At 73.7% G+C, this 15,317-nt stretch carries 12 protein-coding genes; 6 read left to right on the forward strand and 6 right to left on the reverse strand.

Annotated elements, in window-relative coordinates; translation table 11 throughout:
* Positions 1-4 precede the first annotated feature (4 nt).
* Complete coding sequence (locus tag GA0074694_RS33680; RefSeq protein ID WP_281190091.1) at positions 5-4,579, reverse strand: WG repeat-containing protein; 4,575 nt, start codon at positions 4,577-4,579, stop codon at positions 5-7.
* A 162-nt stretch (positions 4,580-4,741) separates the two neighbouring features.
* Here GA0074694_RS33680 and GA0074694_RS17490 point away from each other — a divergent pair, with 162 nt between their 5' ends.
* From GA0074694_RS17490 to GA0074694_RS17500, 3 genes are read left to right on the forward strand one after another with little or no spacing between them, the layout of a single operon-like run.
* Positions 4,742-5,593, forward strand: a complete 852-nt coding sequence (locus GA0074694_RS17490) for an ABC transporter permease (RefSeq protein ID WP_091459696.1) — start codon at positions 4,742-4,744, stop codon at positions 5,591-5,593.
* Entirely contained in the window at positions 5,586-6,401 is an 816-nt protein-coding gene (locus GA0074694_RS17495; RefSeq protein WP_091459697.1) for an ABC transporter permease, read from the forward strand. The genes GA0074694_RS17490 and GA0074694_RS17495 overlap by 8 nt, the downstream gene beginning before the upstream one ends.
* Positions 6,398-7,396: an ABC transporter ATP-binding protein gene (locus GA0074694_RS17500; RefSeq protein ID WP_091459698.1), complete on the forward strand. Its 999-nt coding sequence runs from the start codon at positions 6,398-6,400 to the stop codon at positions 7,394-7,396. Before GA0074694_RS17495 ends, GA0074694_RS17500 begins: the two co-directional genes overlap by 4 nt.
* Positions 7,397-7,488: 92 nt before the next feature.
* Here GA0074694_RS17500 and GA0074694_RS17505 read toward each other — a convergent pair whose 3' ends face one another.
* The 3 genes from GA0074694_RS17505 to nadA all read right to left on the reverse strand — a co-directional run bounded on the left by GA0074694_RS17505 (position 7,489) and on the right by nadA (position 11,018).
* The gene (locus GA0074694_RS17505) at positions 7,489-8,127 is read right to left on the reverse strand and encodes a DUF3043 domain-containing protein (RefSeq protein ID WP_091459699.1); all 639 of its coding nucleotides are present in this window, start codon (positions 8,125-8,127) and stop codon (positions 7,489-7,491) included.
* 146 nt (positions 8,128-8,273) lie between these two features.
* Entirely contained in the window at positions 8,274-9,629 is a 1,356-nt protein-coding gene (murA, locus tag GA0074694_RS17510; protein ID WP_091459700.1) for a UDP-N-acetylglucosamine 1-carboxyvinyltransferase, read from the reverse strand.
* 213 nt (positions 9,630-9,842) lie between these two features.
* Positions 9,843-11,018: a quinolinate synthase NadA gene (gene nadA, locus GA0074694_RS17515; RefSeq protein WP_091463343.1), complete on the reverse strand. Its 1,176-nt coding sequence runs from the start codon at positions 11,016-11,018 to the stop codon at positions 9,843-9,845.
* Between the two features lie 43 nt (positions 11,019-11,061).
* Between nadA and GA0074694_RS17520 the strand changes: the two genes are divergently transcribed.
* The 3 genes from GA0074694_RS17520 to GA0074694_RS17530 all read left to right on the forward strand — a co-directional run bounded on the left by GA0074694_RS17520 (position 11,062) and on the right by GA0074694_RS17530 (position 14,029).
* The gene (locus tag GA0074694_RS17520; RefSeq protein ID WP_176737990.1) at positions 11,062-12,222 is read left to right on the forward strand and encodes a glycerate kinase family protein; all 1,161 of its coding nucleotides are present in this window, start codon (positions 11,062-11,064) and stop codon (positions 12,220-12,222) included.
* A 158-nt stretch (positions 12,223-12,380) separates the two neighbouring features.
* Positions 12,381-12,749: an iron-sulfur cluster insertion protein ErpA gene (gene erpA / locus GA0074694_RS17525; RefSeq protein ID WP_091459703.1), complete on the forward strand. Its 369-nt coding sequence runs from the start codon at positions 12,381-12,383 to the stop codon at positions 12,747-12,749.
* A 302-nt stretch (positions 12,750-13,051) separates the two neighbouring features.
* Positions 13,052-14,029 (forward strand): carbohydrate kinase family protein, encoded by a 978-nt coding sequence (locus GA0074694_RS17530; protein WP_091459705.1) that lies wholly within the window; start codon positions 13,052-13,054, stop codon positions 14,027-14,029.
* Positions 14,030-14,171: 142 nt separating this feature from the next.
* Here GA0074694_RS17530 and GA0074694_RS17535 read toward each other — a convergent pair whose 3' ends face one another.
* Positions 14,172-14,366 carry a DUF397 domain-containing protein gene (locus tag GA0074694_RS17535; RefSeq protein WP_091459707.1) on the reverse strand — a complete coding sequence of 65 codons (195 nt, stop codon included), beginning with the start codon at positions 14,364-14,366 and terminating at the stop codon, positions 14,172-14,174.
* Positions 14,367-14,380: 14 nt separating this feature from the next.
* Positions 14,381-15,229: a helix-turn-helix domain-containing protein gene (locus GA0074694_RS17540; RefSeq protein ID WP_091459710.1), complete on the reverse strand. Its 849-nt coding sequence runs from the start codon at positions 15,227-15,229 to the stop codon at positions 14,381-14,383.
* Positions 15,230-15,317 lie beyond the last annotated feature (88 nt).

Below are 15,317 nucleotides of genomic sequence, written 5' to 3' on the forward strand. Positions count from 1 at the left end.
CCGGTCAGAGCAGCGGTTCGGTGTCCGCCAGCAGGTGTTCGATCTCCGCCGTCAGGCGGTCCCGGCTGCCGTGTGCCGGCTCGATCAGCGGCTCGCCCCGCCGGTCCAGCGCGCCCCACCGGCCGGCCGCGTCCCGCACCAGGAAGGCGACCGGGTGGACGACCACCGCGGTGTGCTCCGGTGCGACGACCGTCCGGCCGGACCGGTCCAGCACCCCGCGCCGGCCGCCCAGATCCACCACGGCCAGCCCCTCGTCGGTGAAGCCGTCGACGTACCGCCCGTCGGCGAGCGGGGTGGTGAAGCCGTCGTACCTCGGCGGCACGACCATCCGCCCGGACCGGTCGACCGCGCCCCAGGCGCCGTCGACCCGGACCGCCGCGACCCCGCGCCGGAACGGCCGCACGTCGTCGAAGCGCGACGGGACGGCCACCCGGTCGGCGGTGTCGACCGCCTGCCAGCCGCCGGAGCCGTCCCGGGACACCCAGGCCAGGCCGTCGGAGAACGAGCGGACGGCGAGGTAGGACGGATCGATCAGGGTCGTCCCGGTGTCGTCGATCAGCTCCCAGCCGTCGACGTCCGGACGGCGTACCCAGGCGACCCCCTCGCGGAACGGCTGCACCTCGGCGTACCCGGCGGCGACGACCAGCTCGCCCTCGACGTCGGCGTACCCCCAGAGCTGCCGCTCCTCGTCCAGGGTCGGCACCGGCGGCCGGTGCGTGCGGAGGATCTCCTCGCGGGCCCGGGGCAGCGGCCCGAAACCCTCCGCGGCGGCCTTCGCGAGGACCGCGTCCAGCGCCACCCCGGTGCGCGCGATCAGCTCACGGTCCTCGCCCCGACGCAGGTCCAGCGCCCGCTCGAAGTGCTGGCAGGCCTCGACGTGCCGACCCTGCTCGTAGCAGGAGCGGGCGAGGTGCTCGTGCAGGGTGGCCCGGAGGCGGTCGGGCAGCTCCGGGGAGTTCGCCTCGGTGAGAAGGCAGTCGGCCTCGGCATACTCGCCCCGCCACTGGAGCACCCGGGCCAGCCGGGCCCGCACCAGCGCGGTGCGTCGCAGTTCGCCGGTGGCTTCCGCGTGGGTCAGCGCGTGCCGGCCGTCGTCGAGCGCGTCGTCGAGGTCACCCAACAGCCGGTTGGCCACCGCCCGGAGGCTGAGCAGCCGGGCGCGTGACCGGTCGTCGGCGACGTGGCCCAGCATCTCGGTCAGGCCGTGCCGGGCCTCCCGGAGGGCGTCCGGCGCGTCCACCACCTCCCGCAGCGTCTCCGGGTGGAGCCGCCAGCGGCGTCCGGCCAGCCACTTCTCCGGATCGGACCGGGACGGGCTCGTCCACCCCGGTGCCGGGCCGCCCCACACCCGTCCCGGGGACGGCGTGAACAGGGACTGGCCGGACGGCGCGGAGACCGGTCGGTGCGGAGGCCCGGAGACGGGACGCCCCGGCGGGGTCGGGGCGGATCCTCCGGGCGCGACGGCCGGGCGGAAGGCCGGGGGTGCCGAAACCGGGGACGCCGGGGTGGGGGCGGGAGGCTGGGCGGTGGCGGGAGGGAGATCCGGCTGGGGACCGGGCACCGGACCCCGCCCATCCGGCTCGGGCGTCGACGGGGACGTGGGGCGTACCGGCTGCTTCGGGCGGAACCAGGCGTCGGCACCCTGCAACTCGGCCGCGACCGGAGGTGCCGACGGCGACGTGTCCGGTCGCGGCGTGTCCGGTCGCGACGAGTCCGGTCGCGACGTGTCCGACGGCGACGTGTCCGGCCGCGACGGGTCCGACGGGGCTGGGGCAGCCGACGTCGGCCCCGGACCGCCGGGCGGTGGAACCGGGTGGGACGGCGTGACCGCCGGAGCACTCCACCCGGTGGGTGCCGGCGCCATTCCGACCGGCCGGTCCTCGACGGCCTGGTCCGTAGCCCGGTCTCCGGACACCGGCATCACGGGGGACGAGACCGGGACCGCCGTCGTGGCCGCCGGAGGCGGAGAATCCTCTGTGGACGCCTCGGGTTCCGGTTCGTCCGGTGTCGACCCGTCGGCAGCGGCCTCTGGCTGCGGCTCCGCGGTCGCCTCCTCGGTGGGCGGGACCGACGACGCTGCCCCGGACGCGTCGGAGACCGGGGGAGCGGACACCGGTACGGCGCAGACCGGGGGAGCCGACCCGGGTGTGTCGCCCGTCGGTGGGGCGGACACCGGCCCGACCGGTGACACGGGCCCGACGCCGTCAGCCGCGTAGGCGACCGGTGCGGTCGCGCCGGCCGGCTCCGGCGCAGCAGGGGCGACCGCGTCATCGTCCGGCGTGCCGGTCGGGTCGACGTGGCCGTGGCCGGCGGCCTGACGCGGTCCGTCCGACGGCTCACGGTCAGCGACCTGGCGGGGCTGGGCTGAAACGCCGTCCGGCCCTCGTTCGTGGCCGAGGCTCCGGGTGAACTCGTGTCCGGTGTCGGCGCCGTCGTCCGGCCCGGCGTCGGGAGCGTCCCGGATGGCTCCGTGGGTGTCACCGTTCGGCGTCGCCGGCCCGGTGGTCCCGACGGGCTCGGGTCGATCCGGCTCCGGTCGGGTGTCGACAGTGTCGGTCGTCGGCTCCACCACCGCCGTTTCCGGCATCGGCTCGTCGGTGGCGGTGGCGGTGGCGGTGGCGGTGGCGGTGGCCGGGCCCGGCGTGCCGGGGCGGTCGTCCGTCGCCTCCGCGGTGTCGTCCTCCGGGCGGGCGTCGTCCGACGGCACGCCGGAGCCGGTGCGCTCGGAAACGTCCACGTCGACCCCGCCGTCCGGTCCGTCGGCGTCGACTCCGACGTCCGGTGCGTCGGTGGTCCGGTCGGTCGGCGTCCCGGGGACGACGTCCCCGGTGTCCGGCGCGGGGCGGTCATGGCCGGGCACCGCCTCGGCGTGGCTGGTATCCGCCGCCACCGACGTCGGGCGGGCCGGCTCCGGCTGATGGTGGTCGTCCTCCGGCTCGGGGCCGGTGGCGCGTCCGGCTCCGGGGGAGGGCAGGAACCCCAGGCGGAGTCCACCGAGGGGCGGAGCGGCGGCCGACGGGATCGCGGGTCCACCGTGGACCGGTACGGCGGCGGCGGACCCCGCCACCGGTGGCGGGGCCTCGTCGGAGACCGGGGAGGGCGCCGGCGGCACGGTCGGCGTGGTGGCGGGTGGTGCCACCGGTGGCGAGGTGACCGGGCGCAGATCCTCCGCCGTCAGGCGGTCCTCGTCGGGCACGCGCTTCTCGTCCTGAGCCGCCGACCGGGCCGAGACGATGCGTGCGGTGTCCTCGACCTCCGGGGACCACTCCCGGTGGGTCGCGGTCGGCTCCGCCGGCCGGGTGCCCCACCCTCGGGACCCGGTGTCGTCCGGGGCGATCCACGGCAGTGACGCGTCCTCCGGGGCAGTCCGGGACGGCGGGTGGGCGGCCTCCGGCGCGCTCCACGATCGGGCGTCCTCCGGCACGTCTCCCGGTCGGGTGTGCCCGGGGGCGTCCTGCGGCTGCGACCGGGCGGCTTCGGGCACACCCGGCCGTCCCGGGTACGACCACGCCTGGGTGGTCTCGTCGTCCCCCCGGGGCCAGTCCGGGGTACGGGGTGCGGGTTCGTGTCGACCGGCCGACCACGGTGGACGCGGCGACAGCTCGTCCCGGCCGGCGGGCCGTCGCGGGTAGGCCCGGGGGTCGTCCCGGAACCACTGCGGACGGGCGTGACCGTCCTCCGGGGAGCGTTGCTGGTGGGCGCGGCCCTCGTTCCGCTCACCTGACCATCGCCGGTCCGGCCCGCTGGCCGGACGGTCGGGCCATGCGGAGGTGGTGCCCGCCGGCGGTTCGGGCGGGGCGGCCGGCGGTCGGAACGACTCCCGCTCCGGGGCGACCGATGGTCGGAACGACTCCCGCTCCGGGGCGCGGCGTGCGTTCCCGCCGTCCCGGTGGCCGTCCGCCCCGCCGGCCGGACGGTCGTACCCGGGCACGATGTGGTCGGGCGCGTCGTGCCGGCGCGCGCCGTACGGGGGGAGTTCTCCGGGCTCCGGCAGCCAACCCGGCTCGTGGCGGGGCGCGGGGGAGACCGGCGGGTGTGGCCGGACGTCGCGGGCCGTCGTCGCCCACCCGTCGGGACCGTGGTGCGGGCGGTCGCCGTGCCAGCCGACGGTGCGGTCCGGTTCCCGGGGCCGCTCGCGGTCGACGGTCCAGCCGGGTGCCTGGTGCCGGATGTCGGCACGGGGCGGGTCGGCCGGCGGGTCGGTCCGCCACCCCGTGGTCGCGGGTGGCTCCGCCGGGTGGCGCTCCGGCGGCGCCGGCCATCCGGCGGGCGGCCGGGCGTACGGGTCCTCGACCCGGTGCTCGTCCCGCCGGCCGTGCCAGCCCTGCCCGTCGGGGTCGCCATGGTCGTCCCAGAGCGGCGGTCGCCGGTACCGGCCGTCCTGGTCGAGCGGCACCAGCGGGACGACCTCGGCCCGGCCGGTGGCGGTGCCCCGGTGCCGGTCGCCGCGGAACGGGACCTGCTGGATGCCGATGTCGCCGGGGTAGCGCTGCCCCGGGAACTGGGGGTGCCACTCCCTGGTCGGCTCGACCATCCAGGAAGGTTCGCCCAGGTCACGCCAGCGGTCGTACCCGCTCATCCGGTGACCTTCCGCCCGCCCGCGCGCCGCGCCCGGGGAGCCGGATCGCGTCGGTCGCTCACGGCGGTGTCACCTCGTCGGAAATTGTCGCGCTGGCAGTCCGGGCGTGTCGGTAGAGTCGCCCGGTCCGGCACTGCGTGGCTGCGGAAGGAGGGTAACGGCGTGGGCTCCGTCACCGCCACTGTGGGACCGGCCCGGCACTCACACGTTATCCTATGGTTTCGGACATTTGCCGCGATAGTCGGATCGGGATTCCGGCGTTACTCAACGTATCGGCAGGCTGCGGTGGCCGGGGTCGTCACCAACACCGTCTTCGGCTTCCTCCGTTGCTACCTCCTGCTCGCCGTGGCCCGGCAGGCCGGCTCGGTCGCCGGTTACGACCCGGCCCGGCTGGCGACCTTCGTCTGGATGGGGCAGGGACTGCTCACCGTGGTCCTGCTCTGGGGCTGGACCGAACTGGCCGACCGGATCCGCACCGGGGACGTGGTCAGCGACCTGCTCCGCCCGGTCGATCCGGTGACCAGCCACCTCGCCACCGACCTGGGCCGCGCCGGCTACGCGGTGCTGGCCCGCATGGTGCCGCCGGTGCTGGTCGGCCCGCTCTTCTTCGAGGTCTACCTGCCGACCCGCTGGTCCACCGCGCTGCTGTTCCTGCTGTCGGTGCTGCTGGCGGTGGTGGCCAGCTTCGGCTGCCGGTACCTGGTCAACGCCACCGCCTACTGGTTGCACGACGTCCGGGGCCCGATGATCCTCTGGACGCTCAGTTCCGGTCTGCTGGCCGGGCTCTACTTCCCGCTGCGCTTCCTGCCGGAGGGGCTCCACCAGACGCTGTGGATCGTCACCCCGTTCCCGAGTCTCTTCCAGACCCCGCTCGACGTGCTGGTCGAGGTCGACCCGCCGCCGGTCTCGCTCGCCCTGGTCGGGATCCAGGTGGTCTGGACGGTGCTGATCCTGGCGTCCTGCCGGGTGGTGCAGCGCCGGGCCGAGCGTCGGCTGGTGGTGCAGGGTGGCTGACCCGGCCGGCACGACGCTCGCCGCGTACCGGGCGCTGCTCGGCGCGCAGGCACGGTCGCAGACCGCGTACCGGGTGTCGTTCACCGTCGACCTGCTGGGCAACGTCGGGGCGACCGTCTTCGACGTGCTCACCGTCTTCGTCCTCTTCGGGGTGACCCGCGAACTCGGCGGCTTCACCCTGCGCGAGACGTTCGTGATGGTCGCCCTCTCCGCCTGCGCCTTCGCCACCGCCGACCTGCTGGTCGGCAACATCGAGCGGTTACCCCGGTACGTGCGCACCGGCCTGTTCGACACGGTGCTGCTGCGCCCACTCGGCGCGCTGCCGCAACTGCTGCTGATGGACCTGCCGCTGCGCAAGGTCTCCCGGGTGGTCTTCGGGCTGGCAGTCCTGGTGGTGGCGGTCGGCACGGCCGGGATCGAGTGGACCCCGGCGCGGGCGGCGCTGGTGATCCTCGCCCCGCTGGCCGGGGTGGTCTTCTTCGGCTCGGTCTTCGTGGCCACCGCGACCGTCTCGTTCTACTGGGTCGAGTCGGGGGAACTGGCCAACTCGGTCACCTACGGCGGGCGGGACTTCACCTCGTACCCGATCACGGTCTTCGGGGGCTGGTTCCGCGCCGTCTTCGCGTACGGTCTCGGCTTCGCCTTCGTCAGCTACCACCCGGCGCTGGCGCTGCTCGGCCGGGACGACCCGCTCGGCCTGCCGGCCTGGGTGGGCTGGGCCTCGCCGGGCGTCGCGGTGGTCGCCGCCGCGATCGCCGCCACGGCGTGGCGGACCGGTGTCCGACACTACCGGAGTACGGGGTCATGAGCGGAACCGTCATCGAGGCGCACGAGCTGCGCAAGGAGTTCACCGTACGGGTCCGGGCCGGCCGGCTGCGCCGGCACAAGCGGGTCGTCACCGCCGTCGACGGCGTGGACCTGCGGGTGGAACGGGGCGAGATGCTCGGCTACATCGGCCCGAACGGGGCCGGGAAGTCCACCACGCTGAAGATGCTCACCGGCGTGCTCACCCCCACCGGCGGTACGGTGCGGGTCTGCGGTCTGGAGCCGGTCGCCCGGCGGACCCGGCTGGCTCTGGGCATCGGCGTGGTGTTCGGGCAGCGGTCCCAGCTCTGGTGGGACCTGCCCCTGCGGGACTCGTTCGACCTGCTGCGGCACGTCTACCGGGTGCCGGCCGCCGCACACGCCGCCCGGCTGCGCCGCTGCCGGGACCTGCTCGACCTGGACGCCTTCCTCGACACCCCGGTCCGTCAGCTCTCGCTCGGCCAGCGGATGCGCGGGGAGCTGACCGCCGCCCTGCTGCACGGCCCGCAGGTGATCTTCCTCGACGAGCCGACCATCGGGCTGGACGTGGTCAGCCGGCAGGCGGTGCGGGGTTTCCTCGCCGAACTGGGCCGAGCCGGGGACACCACACTGGTGCTGACCACGCACGACCTGGCCGACATCGAGCGGCTCTGCCAGCGTCTCGTGGTGATCGACCACGGCCGGGTGGTCCACGACGGCTCGATCGCCGCCCTGCACCGCCGGTACGGCTCCCGCCGACTGGTGGTCGCCGAGCTGGACGTCCCCCTGTCCGATCCGCCGACGCTGCCCGGCGCGCCGTTGCAGCGGGTGGAGGCCGACGGGCACCGGCTGGTCTTCGCGCTGGAGTCGGCGGGCGCGGCCGAGGTGGTCGCCGGGCTGGCCGGGCTCGCCACGCTCCGCGACCTCTCGATCGTCGAGCCGGACATCGAGGACGTCGTGGCCCGCCTCTACCGGACCGGACAGCCGGCCAGGGCGACCGCGGTCTCCACCGGCACCTGAGCGGGGTGCGCGGGCGTGTGTGGTGGTTGCAGGGGTCCCCTGTTACCGCATTCTGGCGAGGAGGGGACCCCTGCAACCACCTGGGAAGGACGTCAGACCGGATCGCCGAGGTTCACCTGGGGAGCCGGGGCCCGCATCCTGCGGAACGTGATCGAGCGCATGATCGCGTAGAGGTAGAGCGAGCCCATCCGCTCGCCGCTGTTCGGGAAGCGCTCGCGGACCAGCTTCTTGATCTTGCGGCTGATCAGGATCGAGTCGATCACCACGCCGATCGCCAGCGCCGCCCAGAGCAGGTTCGAGACCAGGCGCACGGTCGGCGGCATCGCGGCCGACGAACCGATCAGCACGACCAGCGCGCCGCCGAAGAACCAGGTGCCGACGGTACGCCGGGCGTCGACCACGTTACGGGCCAGCAGCCGCTCCGGTCCCCGGTCCCGGGGGCCGCCCTCGCGGCGGAACTCCTCCGCCGCCTCGGCCCGCAGCCGGCGGCGTCGCTCCTTGGCCTCCTCCTTGCTCAACGGCTTGGTGGCGGCGGCGACCCGGCGGTTGGCCGTGGGGCGCTTCGGCGTCTCGCGCCCCTTGGCCGGGGTGTAGCCCCGGGAGCGGGCAGACGCGGACGTCTCCTCCACCGTCACCTCGGTGACGGACTCGTCGGCGACGGCGGTGGACTTGCGGCGAAACAGCGAGGGCACGTGGTGAAGGGTAGCCAACCATCGGCGGCCGGTGCACATCACGGTGCACTGGCCGCCGGTCGGGTTGGACGGGTCACGCCCGCACGGGGCGGTTCGGCGCCGTGCCGGGCGGGTGGCTCACGACCCCACCCGCACGCCGGCGCGACGTCCCGCCCGACGGGTCCAGCCCCTCGTCGCGTACGCCGTCAGGGGCGTTCGACGTGCGCGCCGAGGTCGGCGAGCTTCGCCTCGAAGTCCTCGTAGCCCCGGTTGATCAGGTCGACGCCGTACACCCGGGAGGTCCCCTCGGCGGCGAGCGCGGCGATCAGGTGGCTGAACCCGGCCCGCAGGTCCGGGATGACCAGGTCGGCGGCGTGCAGCTTGCTCGGTCCGGCGATCACCGCCGAGTGCTTGAAGTTGCGCCGGCCGAAGCGGCACGGGGTGCCGCCCAGGCAGTCCCGGTACACCTGGATGTTGGCACCCATCGCGTTGAGCGCCTCGGTGTAGCCGAGCCGCTGCTCGTAGACCGTCTCGTGGACGATCGACAGGCCCCGGGCCTGGGTCAGCGCGACGACCAGCGGCTGCTGCCAGTCGGTCATGAAACCGGGGTGCACGTCGGTCTCCAGCGCGGTGGCGTGCAGCTCGCCGCCCGGGTGCCAGAACCGGATGCCGCCCTCCTGGCCGAGGTCACCCAACCGGGGCGGACGGGTGTCGGTCACCTCGTACTCGCCGCCGACCGAGCGGAACACGTTCAGGAAGGTCATCATGTCGGCCTGCTGCGCGCCGAGCACCTCGACGTGACCCCGGGTCGCCAGCGCCGCTGCCGCCCAGCTCGCCGCCTCGATCCGGTCCGGAATCGGCCGGTGGGTGTAGCCGTGCAGCTTCGGCACGCCCTGGATCTCGATCACCCGGTCGGTGTGCACCTTGATGATCGCGCCCATCTTCTGGAGGACGCAGATCAGGTCGATGATCTCCGGCTCCACCGCCGCGTTGCGCAGCTCGGTGACGCCCTCGGCCATCACCGCGGTCAGCAGCACCTGCTCGGTCGCGCCGACGCTCGGGTACGGCAGCGCGAACTTGGTGCCGTGCAGCCCGTTCGGCGCGGACAGGTGCAGCCCCTCCGGGGTCTTGTCGACCGTCGCGCCGAACTCGCGCAGTGCCTGGAGGTGGAAGTCGATCGGCCGGGGGCCGATGTGGCAGCCACCCAGGTCGGGGATGAACGCGTGACCGAGGCGGTGCAGCAGCGGGCCGCAGAACAGGATCGGGATCCGGCTCGACCCGGCGTGCACGTTGATCTGGTCGGTGCTCGCGCTCTCCACGTTCGCCGGGTCGAAGACCAGCTCGCCATCCTCCTGGCCGTCGCTGACCTTCACGCCGTGCAGGCCGAGCAGGCCCCGGACCACCTCGACGTCCCGGATCCTCGGTACGTCGAAGAGTCGGCTCGGGCTGTCGCCGAGCAGGGCGGCGACCATCGCCTTGGAGACCAGGTTCTTCGCGCCGCGCACGCGGATCCGCCCTTCCAGCGGAGTTCCTCCGTGTACGACCAGGACGTCGTTGGTCAACGCAACCTCCAGCGCGTCGGTGCTGCCGTGTGGGGTGATTGAGGGGCCGGCGACTCGTCGCTACCCGGACTGCGGCCGGTGGTAAACGGCTCGATCAGTCGTCGCTCGGGCAGCATAGCCCTCGGTGACGAGAATGACTCGGGCAGACCGCATCGCATGCTGTGAAAGGGTGACGGGGGGTACGTTTCCGCACCCACACGTCACCGACGGTCGTCAGGCCCCGGGGAGGGCCAGCATCTGGTCCAGTGCCACCCGGGCGTGGTGGGCGGTGTCCGCATCGACGGTGATCTGGTTGACCACCCGGCCGGCGACCAGCTCCTCCAGCGCCCACACCAGGTGCGGCAGGTCGATGCGGTTCATCGTCGAGCAGTAGCAGACCGCCTTGTCGAGGAACATGATCTGCTTGTCCGGGTGGGCCAGCGCGAGCCGGCGGACCAGGTTCAGTTCGGTGCCCACCGCCCAGGCCGAGCCGGCCGGGGCCGCCTCGATGGTCCGGATGATGTACTCGGTCGAGCCGACCAGGTCGGCGGCGTTGACCACCTCGTGCCGGCACTCCGGGTGGACCAGCACGTTGACCCCGGGCACCCGCTGCCGGACGTCGTCGACGCTGTCCAGGGTGAACCGGCCGTGCACCGAGCAGTGCCCCCGCCACAGGATCATCCGCGCGTCCCGCAGCTGCCCGGGGGTCAGCCCGCCGTTCGGCTTGTGCGGGTCGTAGAGCACGCAGTCGTCCAGCGAGAAGCCCATCTCCAGCACGGCGGTGTTGCGGCCGAGGTGCTGGTCGGGCAGGAAGAGCACCTTCGACCCCTGCTCGTACGCCCAGTCCAGGGCCCGCTTGGCGTTCGACGAGGTGCAGACCACGCCGCCGTTGCGGCCGACGAACCCCTTGATGTCGGCCGAGGAGTTCATGTACGTCACCGGGACGGTGTCGGCGGCGATGCCCAGCTCGGTCAGCACGTCCCAGGCGGTCTCCACCTGCGAGAGCACCGCCATGTCGGCCATCGAGCAGCCGGCGGCCAGGTCGGGCAGGATCACCTTCTGCGCGTCCGAGGTGAGGATGTCGGCGCTCTCGGCCATGAAGTGCACACCGCAGAAGACGATGTACTCGGCGTCCGGGCGGGCCGCCGCCTCCCGGGCCAGCTTGAACGAGTCGCCGGTCACGTCGGCGAACTGGATCACCTCGTCGCGCTGGTAGTGGTGGCCCAGCACGAAGACCCGGTCGCCCAGCGCCGCCTTGGCCGCCGCCGCGCGGGCCACCAGATCCGGGTCGCTCGGCGCCGGCAGGTCACCCGGACACTCCACGCCACGCTCGGTGGCGGGATCGCTGCCCCGGCCGAGAAGGAGCAGCGCCGTCGCGGTGTTGGAGGGTTCCACCCAGGTCGAAGTCACGACCCCATGGTCCCACAGCACGGCCGTGGCGCAGCCTCCCCGGATGTGGGCTGCCACACTGCTGGGCATGCGTGTGCTGCTCTGTCCGGACAAGTTCGCCGGCACCCTCCCGGCGCAGGAGGTGGCCCACGCGGTGGCCGCCGGCTGGCGCGAGGTCGCCGACGGTGACGAACTCCTCATCCGTCCCCTCGCCGACGGTGGGCCCGGTTTCGTCGCGGTCCTCGCCGACGCGCTCGGCGGCCGGCGGGTGCCCGTACCGACGGTCGACCCGCTGGGCCGTGCGACGACGGGGGAGATCCTGCTCACCGACGACGGGACCGCGTACCTCGAGAGCGCCCAGGCGTGCGGGCTGCACCTGCTCGCCGCCGCCGAGCGCGATCCGAAGGCCACCACGTCGTACGGGCTGGGGCTGCTGGTCACCGCCGCCGTCGAGCACGGCGCGCGGACCGTGGTGGTCGGGCTGGGGGGCTCCGGCACCAACGACGCCGGCGCCGGGATGTTCGCCGCGCTGGGCGCGACCCCGCTCGACGACACCGGCCACGCCCTGCCGTACGGCGGGGCGGCGCTGGCCGCCGTGGCCGGCCTGGACGGGACGCCCCGACTGCGCGACGCCACCCTGGTCGCCGCCACCGACGTGGACAACCCGCTCCTCGGGCTGCACGGGGCGAGCAACGTCTACGGCCCGCAGAAGGGAGCCACCCGCGAGGACGTGCTGCTGCTCGACGCGGCGTTGGAGCGGTTCGCGGGCGTACTGGAGAGGGACCTGCCGGGGTGCCCGGCGGGGCTCGGCGCGCTGCCCGGCGGCGGCGCGGCCGGCGGACTCGGCGCGGCGGTCCTCGCCCTCGGCGGCCGGTGCGAGTCCGGCATCGGGCTGGTCACCCGGGCGATCGGCCTGGACGCCGCGCTCGACGCGGTGGACCTGGTGATCACCGGTGAGGGCTCGTTCGACCACCAGTCGCTGCGCGGCAAGGTGGTCGCCGGGGTGGCCGGCGCGGCCCGGGACCGGGGCGTGCCCTGCGTGGTGGTGGCGGGCCGGGTCAGCACCGGCCGGCGCGAGGCCGCCTCGGCCGGGGTGACCGACACGTACAGCCTGGTCGAACACTTCGGTGGGGAGGAACATGGCGGGATCGAGGCGGCCATGGGTCGCCCGGCCGAGGGACTGCGGGCGCTGGGTGCCCGGCTGGCCCGGCAGTGGAGCCGCTGACGGCCGTCGGTGCCTGTGGCATTCGGGCGGCTGACCCGCCGACCGGGCCGTCCCGCCCCGGGGCGGCCTACAATCAGACCTGGACCACAGTGGGAATCACTGGACCGGCGAGGACGTTGGCCAGGAGAGACCACACCGACGCGCAGGGAGAATTCCACGTGACCACGCCAGCGCAGACCGACTCGACCGAGGCCAAGGCCCCCACGACCGTCGTCCTCACCGACGTCGCGGCGCAGAAGGTCAAGGCCCTGATCGAGCAGGAGGACCGCGACGACCTGCGGCTCCGGGTCGCGGTGCAGCCGGGCGGCTGCTCCGGCCTGCGGTACCAGCTCTTCTTCGACGAGCGTTCCCTCGACGGGGACATCGTCAGTGACTTCGATGGTGTCGAGGTCGTCGTCGACCGGATGAGCGCCCCCTACCTGACCGGCGCCACCATCGACTTCGCCGACCGGATCGACGCCCAGGGCTTCACCATCGACAACCCGAACGCGGGCAGCTCCTGCGCCTGCGGCGACTCGTTCAGCTGAGTCCCACCACCCGGGCCCGACGGCGGGGCCGCCCCTCACGGGGGCGGCCCCGCCGTTTCTCGTACCGCCCGTCATCCGCGCCCCGCCCCGCCCCTTTTTGCTGGTAGCAGGGGCCCCTTGCAGGTGATTTCCGTACTGCAGGGGACCCCTCCTACCACCCGCGCCGACACCCGCCACCTCCGTGTGGCCGCCCATGCTCTCGAGCACCGCTCGAAGGGCCATGTCCCGACCGGCCGGCCGGTGCGAAGATGGCCGGGCCGGTAGGCTGACCGGCGCTCTGCTCCCCGACCGCGAGGGTTGACATGAAGATCGCCGTGACCGGCTCGATCGCGACCGACCACCTGATGAGCTTCCCCGGGCGGTTCGCCGACCAGCTCATCGCCGACCAGTTGGACAAGGTCTCGCTGTCCTTCCTCATCGACGACCTCATCGTCCGGCGCGGTGGCGTGGCCGCGAACATCGCCTTCGGGATGGCCCAGCTCGGATTGACCCCGGTGCTGGTCGGCGCGGTCGGCGCCGACTTCGCCGACTACCGCTCCTGGCTGGAGCGGCACGGGGTCGACTGCGACTCGGTGCACGTCAGCGAGGTCGCGCACACCGCCCGGTTCGTCTGCACCACCGACACCGACATGTGCCAGATCGCGTCCTTCTACGCCGGGGCGATGAGCGAGGCCCGCAACATCGAGCTGGCCCCGGTCGCGAAGCGGATCGGCCGTCTCGACCTGGTGCTGGTCGGAGCCAACGACCCCGAGGCGATGCTGCGCCACTCGGCCGAGTGCCGGGAACGGGGCTACCACTTCGCCGCCGACCCGTCCCAGCAGCTCGCCCGGATGGAGGGCAGCGACGTCGCCGGCCTGATCGACGGCGCTACCTACCTGCTCACCAACGAGTACGAGAAGTCGCTGCTGCAGAGCAAGGCCGGCCTGACCGACGCCCAGCTCCTCGACCGGGTGACCATCCGGGTCACCACGCTCGGCAAGGACGGCGTGGAGATCGAGGGACGGGACGTCCCGCGCATCCACGTGCCGGCCGTTCGGGACGTTCCTGAGATCGACCCGACCGGGGTCGGCGACGGCTTCCGGGGTGGATTCTTCGCCGGACTCTCCTGGGGGCTGACCCTGGAGCGGGCCGCCCAGGTCGGCTGCCTCTCGGCGGCGCTGGTGCTGGAGAACCAGGGGGCGCAGGAGTACGAGATCCGCCGGGACGCCTTCGTCAAGCGCCTCGCCGAGGAGTACGGCGACGCCGTCGCCGACGAGGTCCGCCCCCACCTGCTCGGCTGACCGCCTGCGCACCCCTCCGGGCAGCCGTCGCATCTCGGTGGCCGTCCGGAGGGGTGCGGTGTCGACCGCCGGTGCCAGCGGTTGGCTCAGGGCCGGCGGTCGACTTTCAGGGCCGGCGGTCGACTCAGGGCCGGCGGTTGAGTCAGGGCCGGCGGGGCGGGGCGGCCACGAAGGTGGCCCACTGGGCCGCGCTGAAGGTGAGCACCGGACCGGACGGGTCCTTGCTGTCACGGACCGCGACCGCGTCGGGCAACAGCGCGCACTCCACGCAGTCGCCGTTGTTGGCACTCCGGCTGCTGGTGAACCAACGGACCCGGGACAGGTCGGGGGTGGGCATGTCGGCCTCCGTGGCTATCGGGCGCCAGCCAACTCCGTGATCAACGCGCGCGACTCGGCGGGGGAGAGGGCGACCTGGCGCAGGTTGTCGGCCACCATGCTATAGGTTCGCACCCCGTCCGGGTCCTGCACGTACATCGCCCCGTCGAGCACCTCGGTGTAGGCGATCGGCCGGACGTGCGCGAAGTCCAGCACGACGAACTTGCCCAGTGGCGTTGCCGCGTGCGGCCCGTCCTCGGGGCGGAGCACCTGGACCGTGACGTTGGGCAGCTCGGACATCGCGGCGAGGTGGCGGAGCTGGGCCCGGCGGGTCTCCTCGCCGTTCACCCGCAGCCGCAGCGCCGCCTCGCCGATCACCGCGTGCAGGGTCAACGGATCCTCGTCGGTGAGCCGCCGGGCGCGGGTCTGCCGGAACGAGACGAACCGTTCGGCGTGGTCCGGCCGGACGAAGCCGGTTCCGAGGGTGAGCGCCTGTGCGTACTCCTCGGTCTGCAGAAGCCCCGGCACCACCATGGACTCGAAGACGAACGCGGTGTCGGCCAGCCCTTCGAGGCCGACGTAGGTGCGGAACCAGTCCGGTACGACGTTCGCCCACGGCGCCCACCACGTCTTCGCGTCGGCCCGACCCGTCAGCGAGATGAGCCGGTCGGTTGCCGGCTGGTCGGCCCCGCAGGCGCGCAGGATCGTCGCCACGTCCTCCGGGAACTGCTGGTAGCGCCCGCTCTCCATGTGGCCGAGCTTCGGCTTGCCGATGCCGGTGACGGCGGCCAACTCGCTGAGCGACATCGGCACCTCCCGTCGGTAGCGGGCCAGCTCGGCGCCGATCAACCAGCGCAACGCGGACGGGTCGTTCCGTGGCCCCACCCTGGTACCTCCTCGTCGTGCACCTACCGACACATCCTCTCCGTGAGGCTTTCGTTACGCAAGTGAACGCGCTATATGTATAGCTATC

Origin of the sequence: Micromonospora inyonensis (assembly GCF_900091415.1) — a bacterium.
In the GTDB taxonomy this organism is placed as follows: Bacteria; Actinomycetota; Actinomycetes; order Mycobacteriales; family Micromonosporaceae; genus Micromonospora; species Micromonospora inyonensis.

What these genes read in the sequence shown, in the direction of transcription:
- GA0074694_RS17500 (WP_091459698.1), top strand. Translation starts at nt 6,398, where the DNA reads ATGAGCGGAACCGTCATCGAGGCGCACGAGCTGCGCAAGGAGTTCACC.
- GA0074694_RS17505 (WP_091459699.1), bottom strand. Translation starts at nt 8,127, where the DNA reads ATGTGCACCGGCCGCCGATGGTTGGCTACCCTTCACCACGTGCCCTCG.
- GA0074694_RS17530 (WP_091459705.1), top strand. Translation starts at nt 13,052, where the DNA reads ATGAAGATCGCCGTGACCGGCTCGATCGCGACCGACCACCTGATGAGC.
- GA0074694_RS17535 (WP_091459707.1), bottom strand. Translation starts at nt 14,366, where the DNA reads ATGCCCACCCCCGACCTGTCCCGGGTCCGTTGGTTCACCAGCAGCCGG.
- GA0074694_RS17520 (WP_176737990.1), top strand. Translation starts at nt 11,062, where the DNA reads ATGTGGGCTGCCACACTGCTGGGCATGCGTGTGCTGCTCTGTCCGGAC.
- GA0074694_RS33680 (WP_281190091.1), bottom strand. Translation starts at nt 4,579, where the DNA reads ATGAGCGGGTACGACCGCTGGCGTGACCTGGGCGAACCTTCCTGGATG.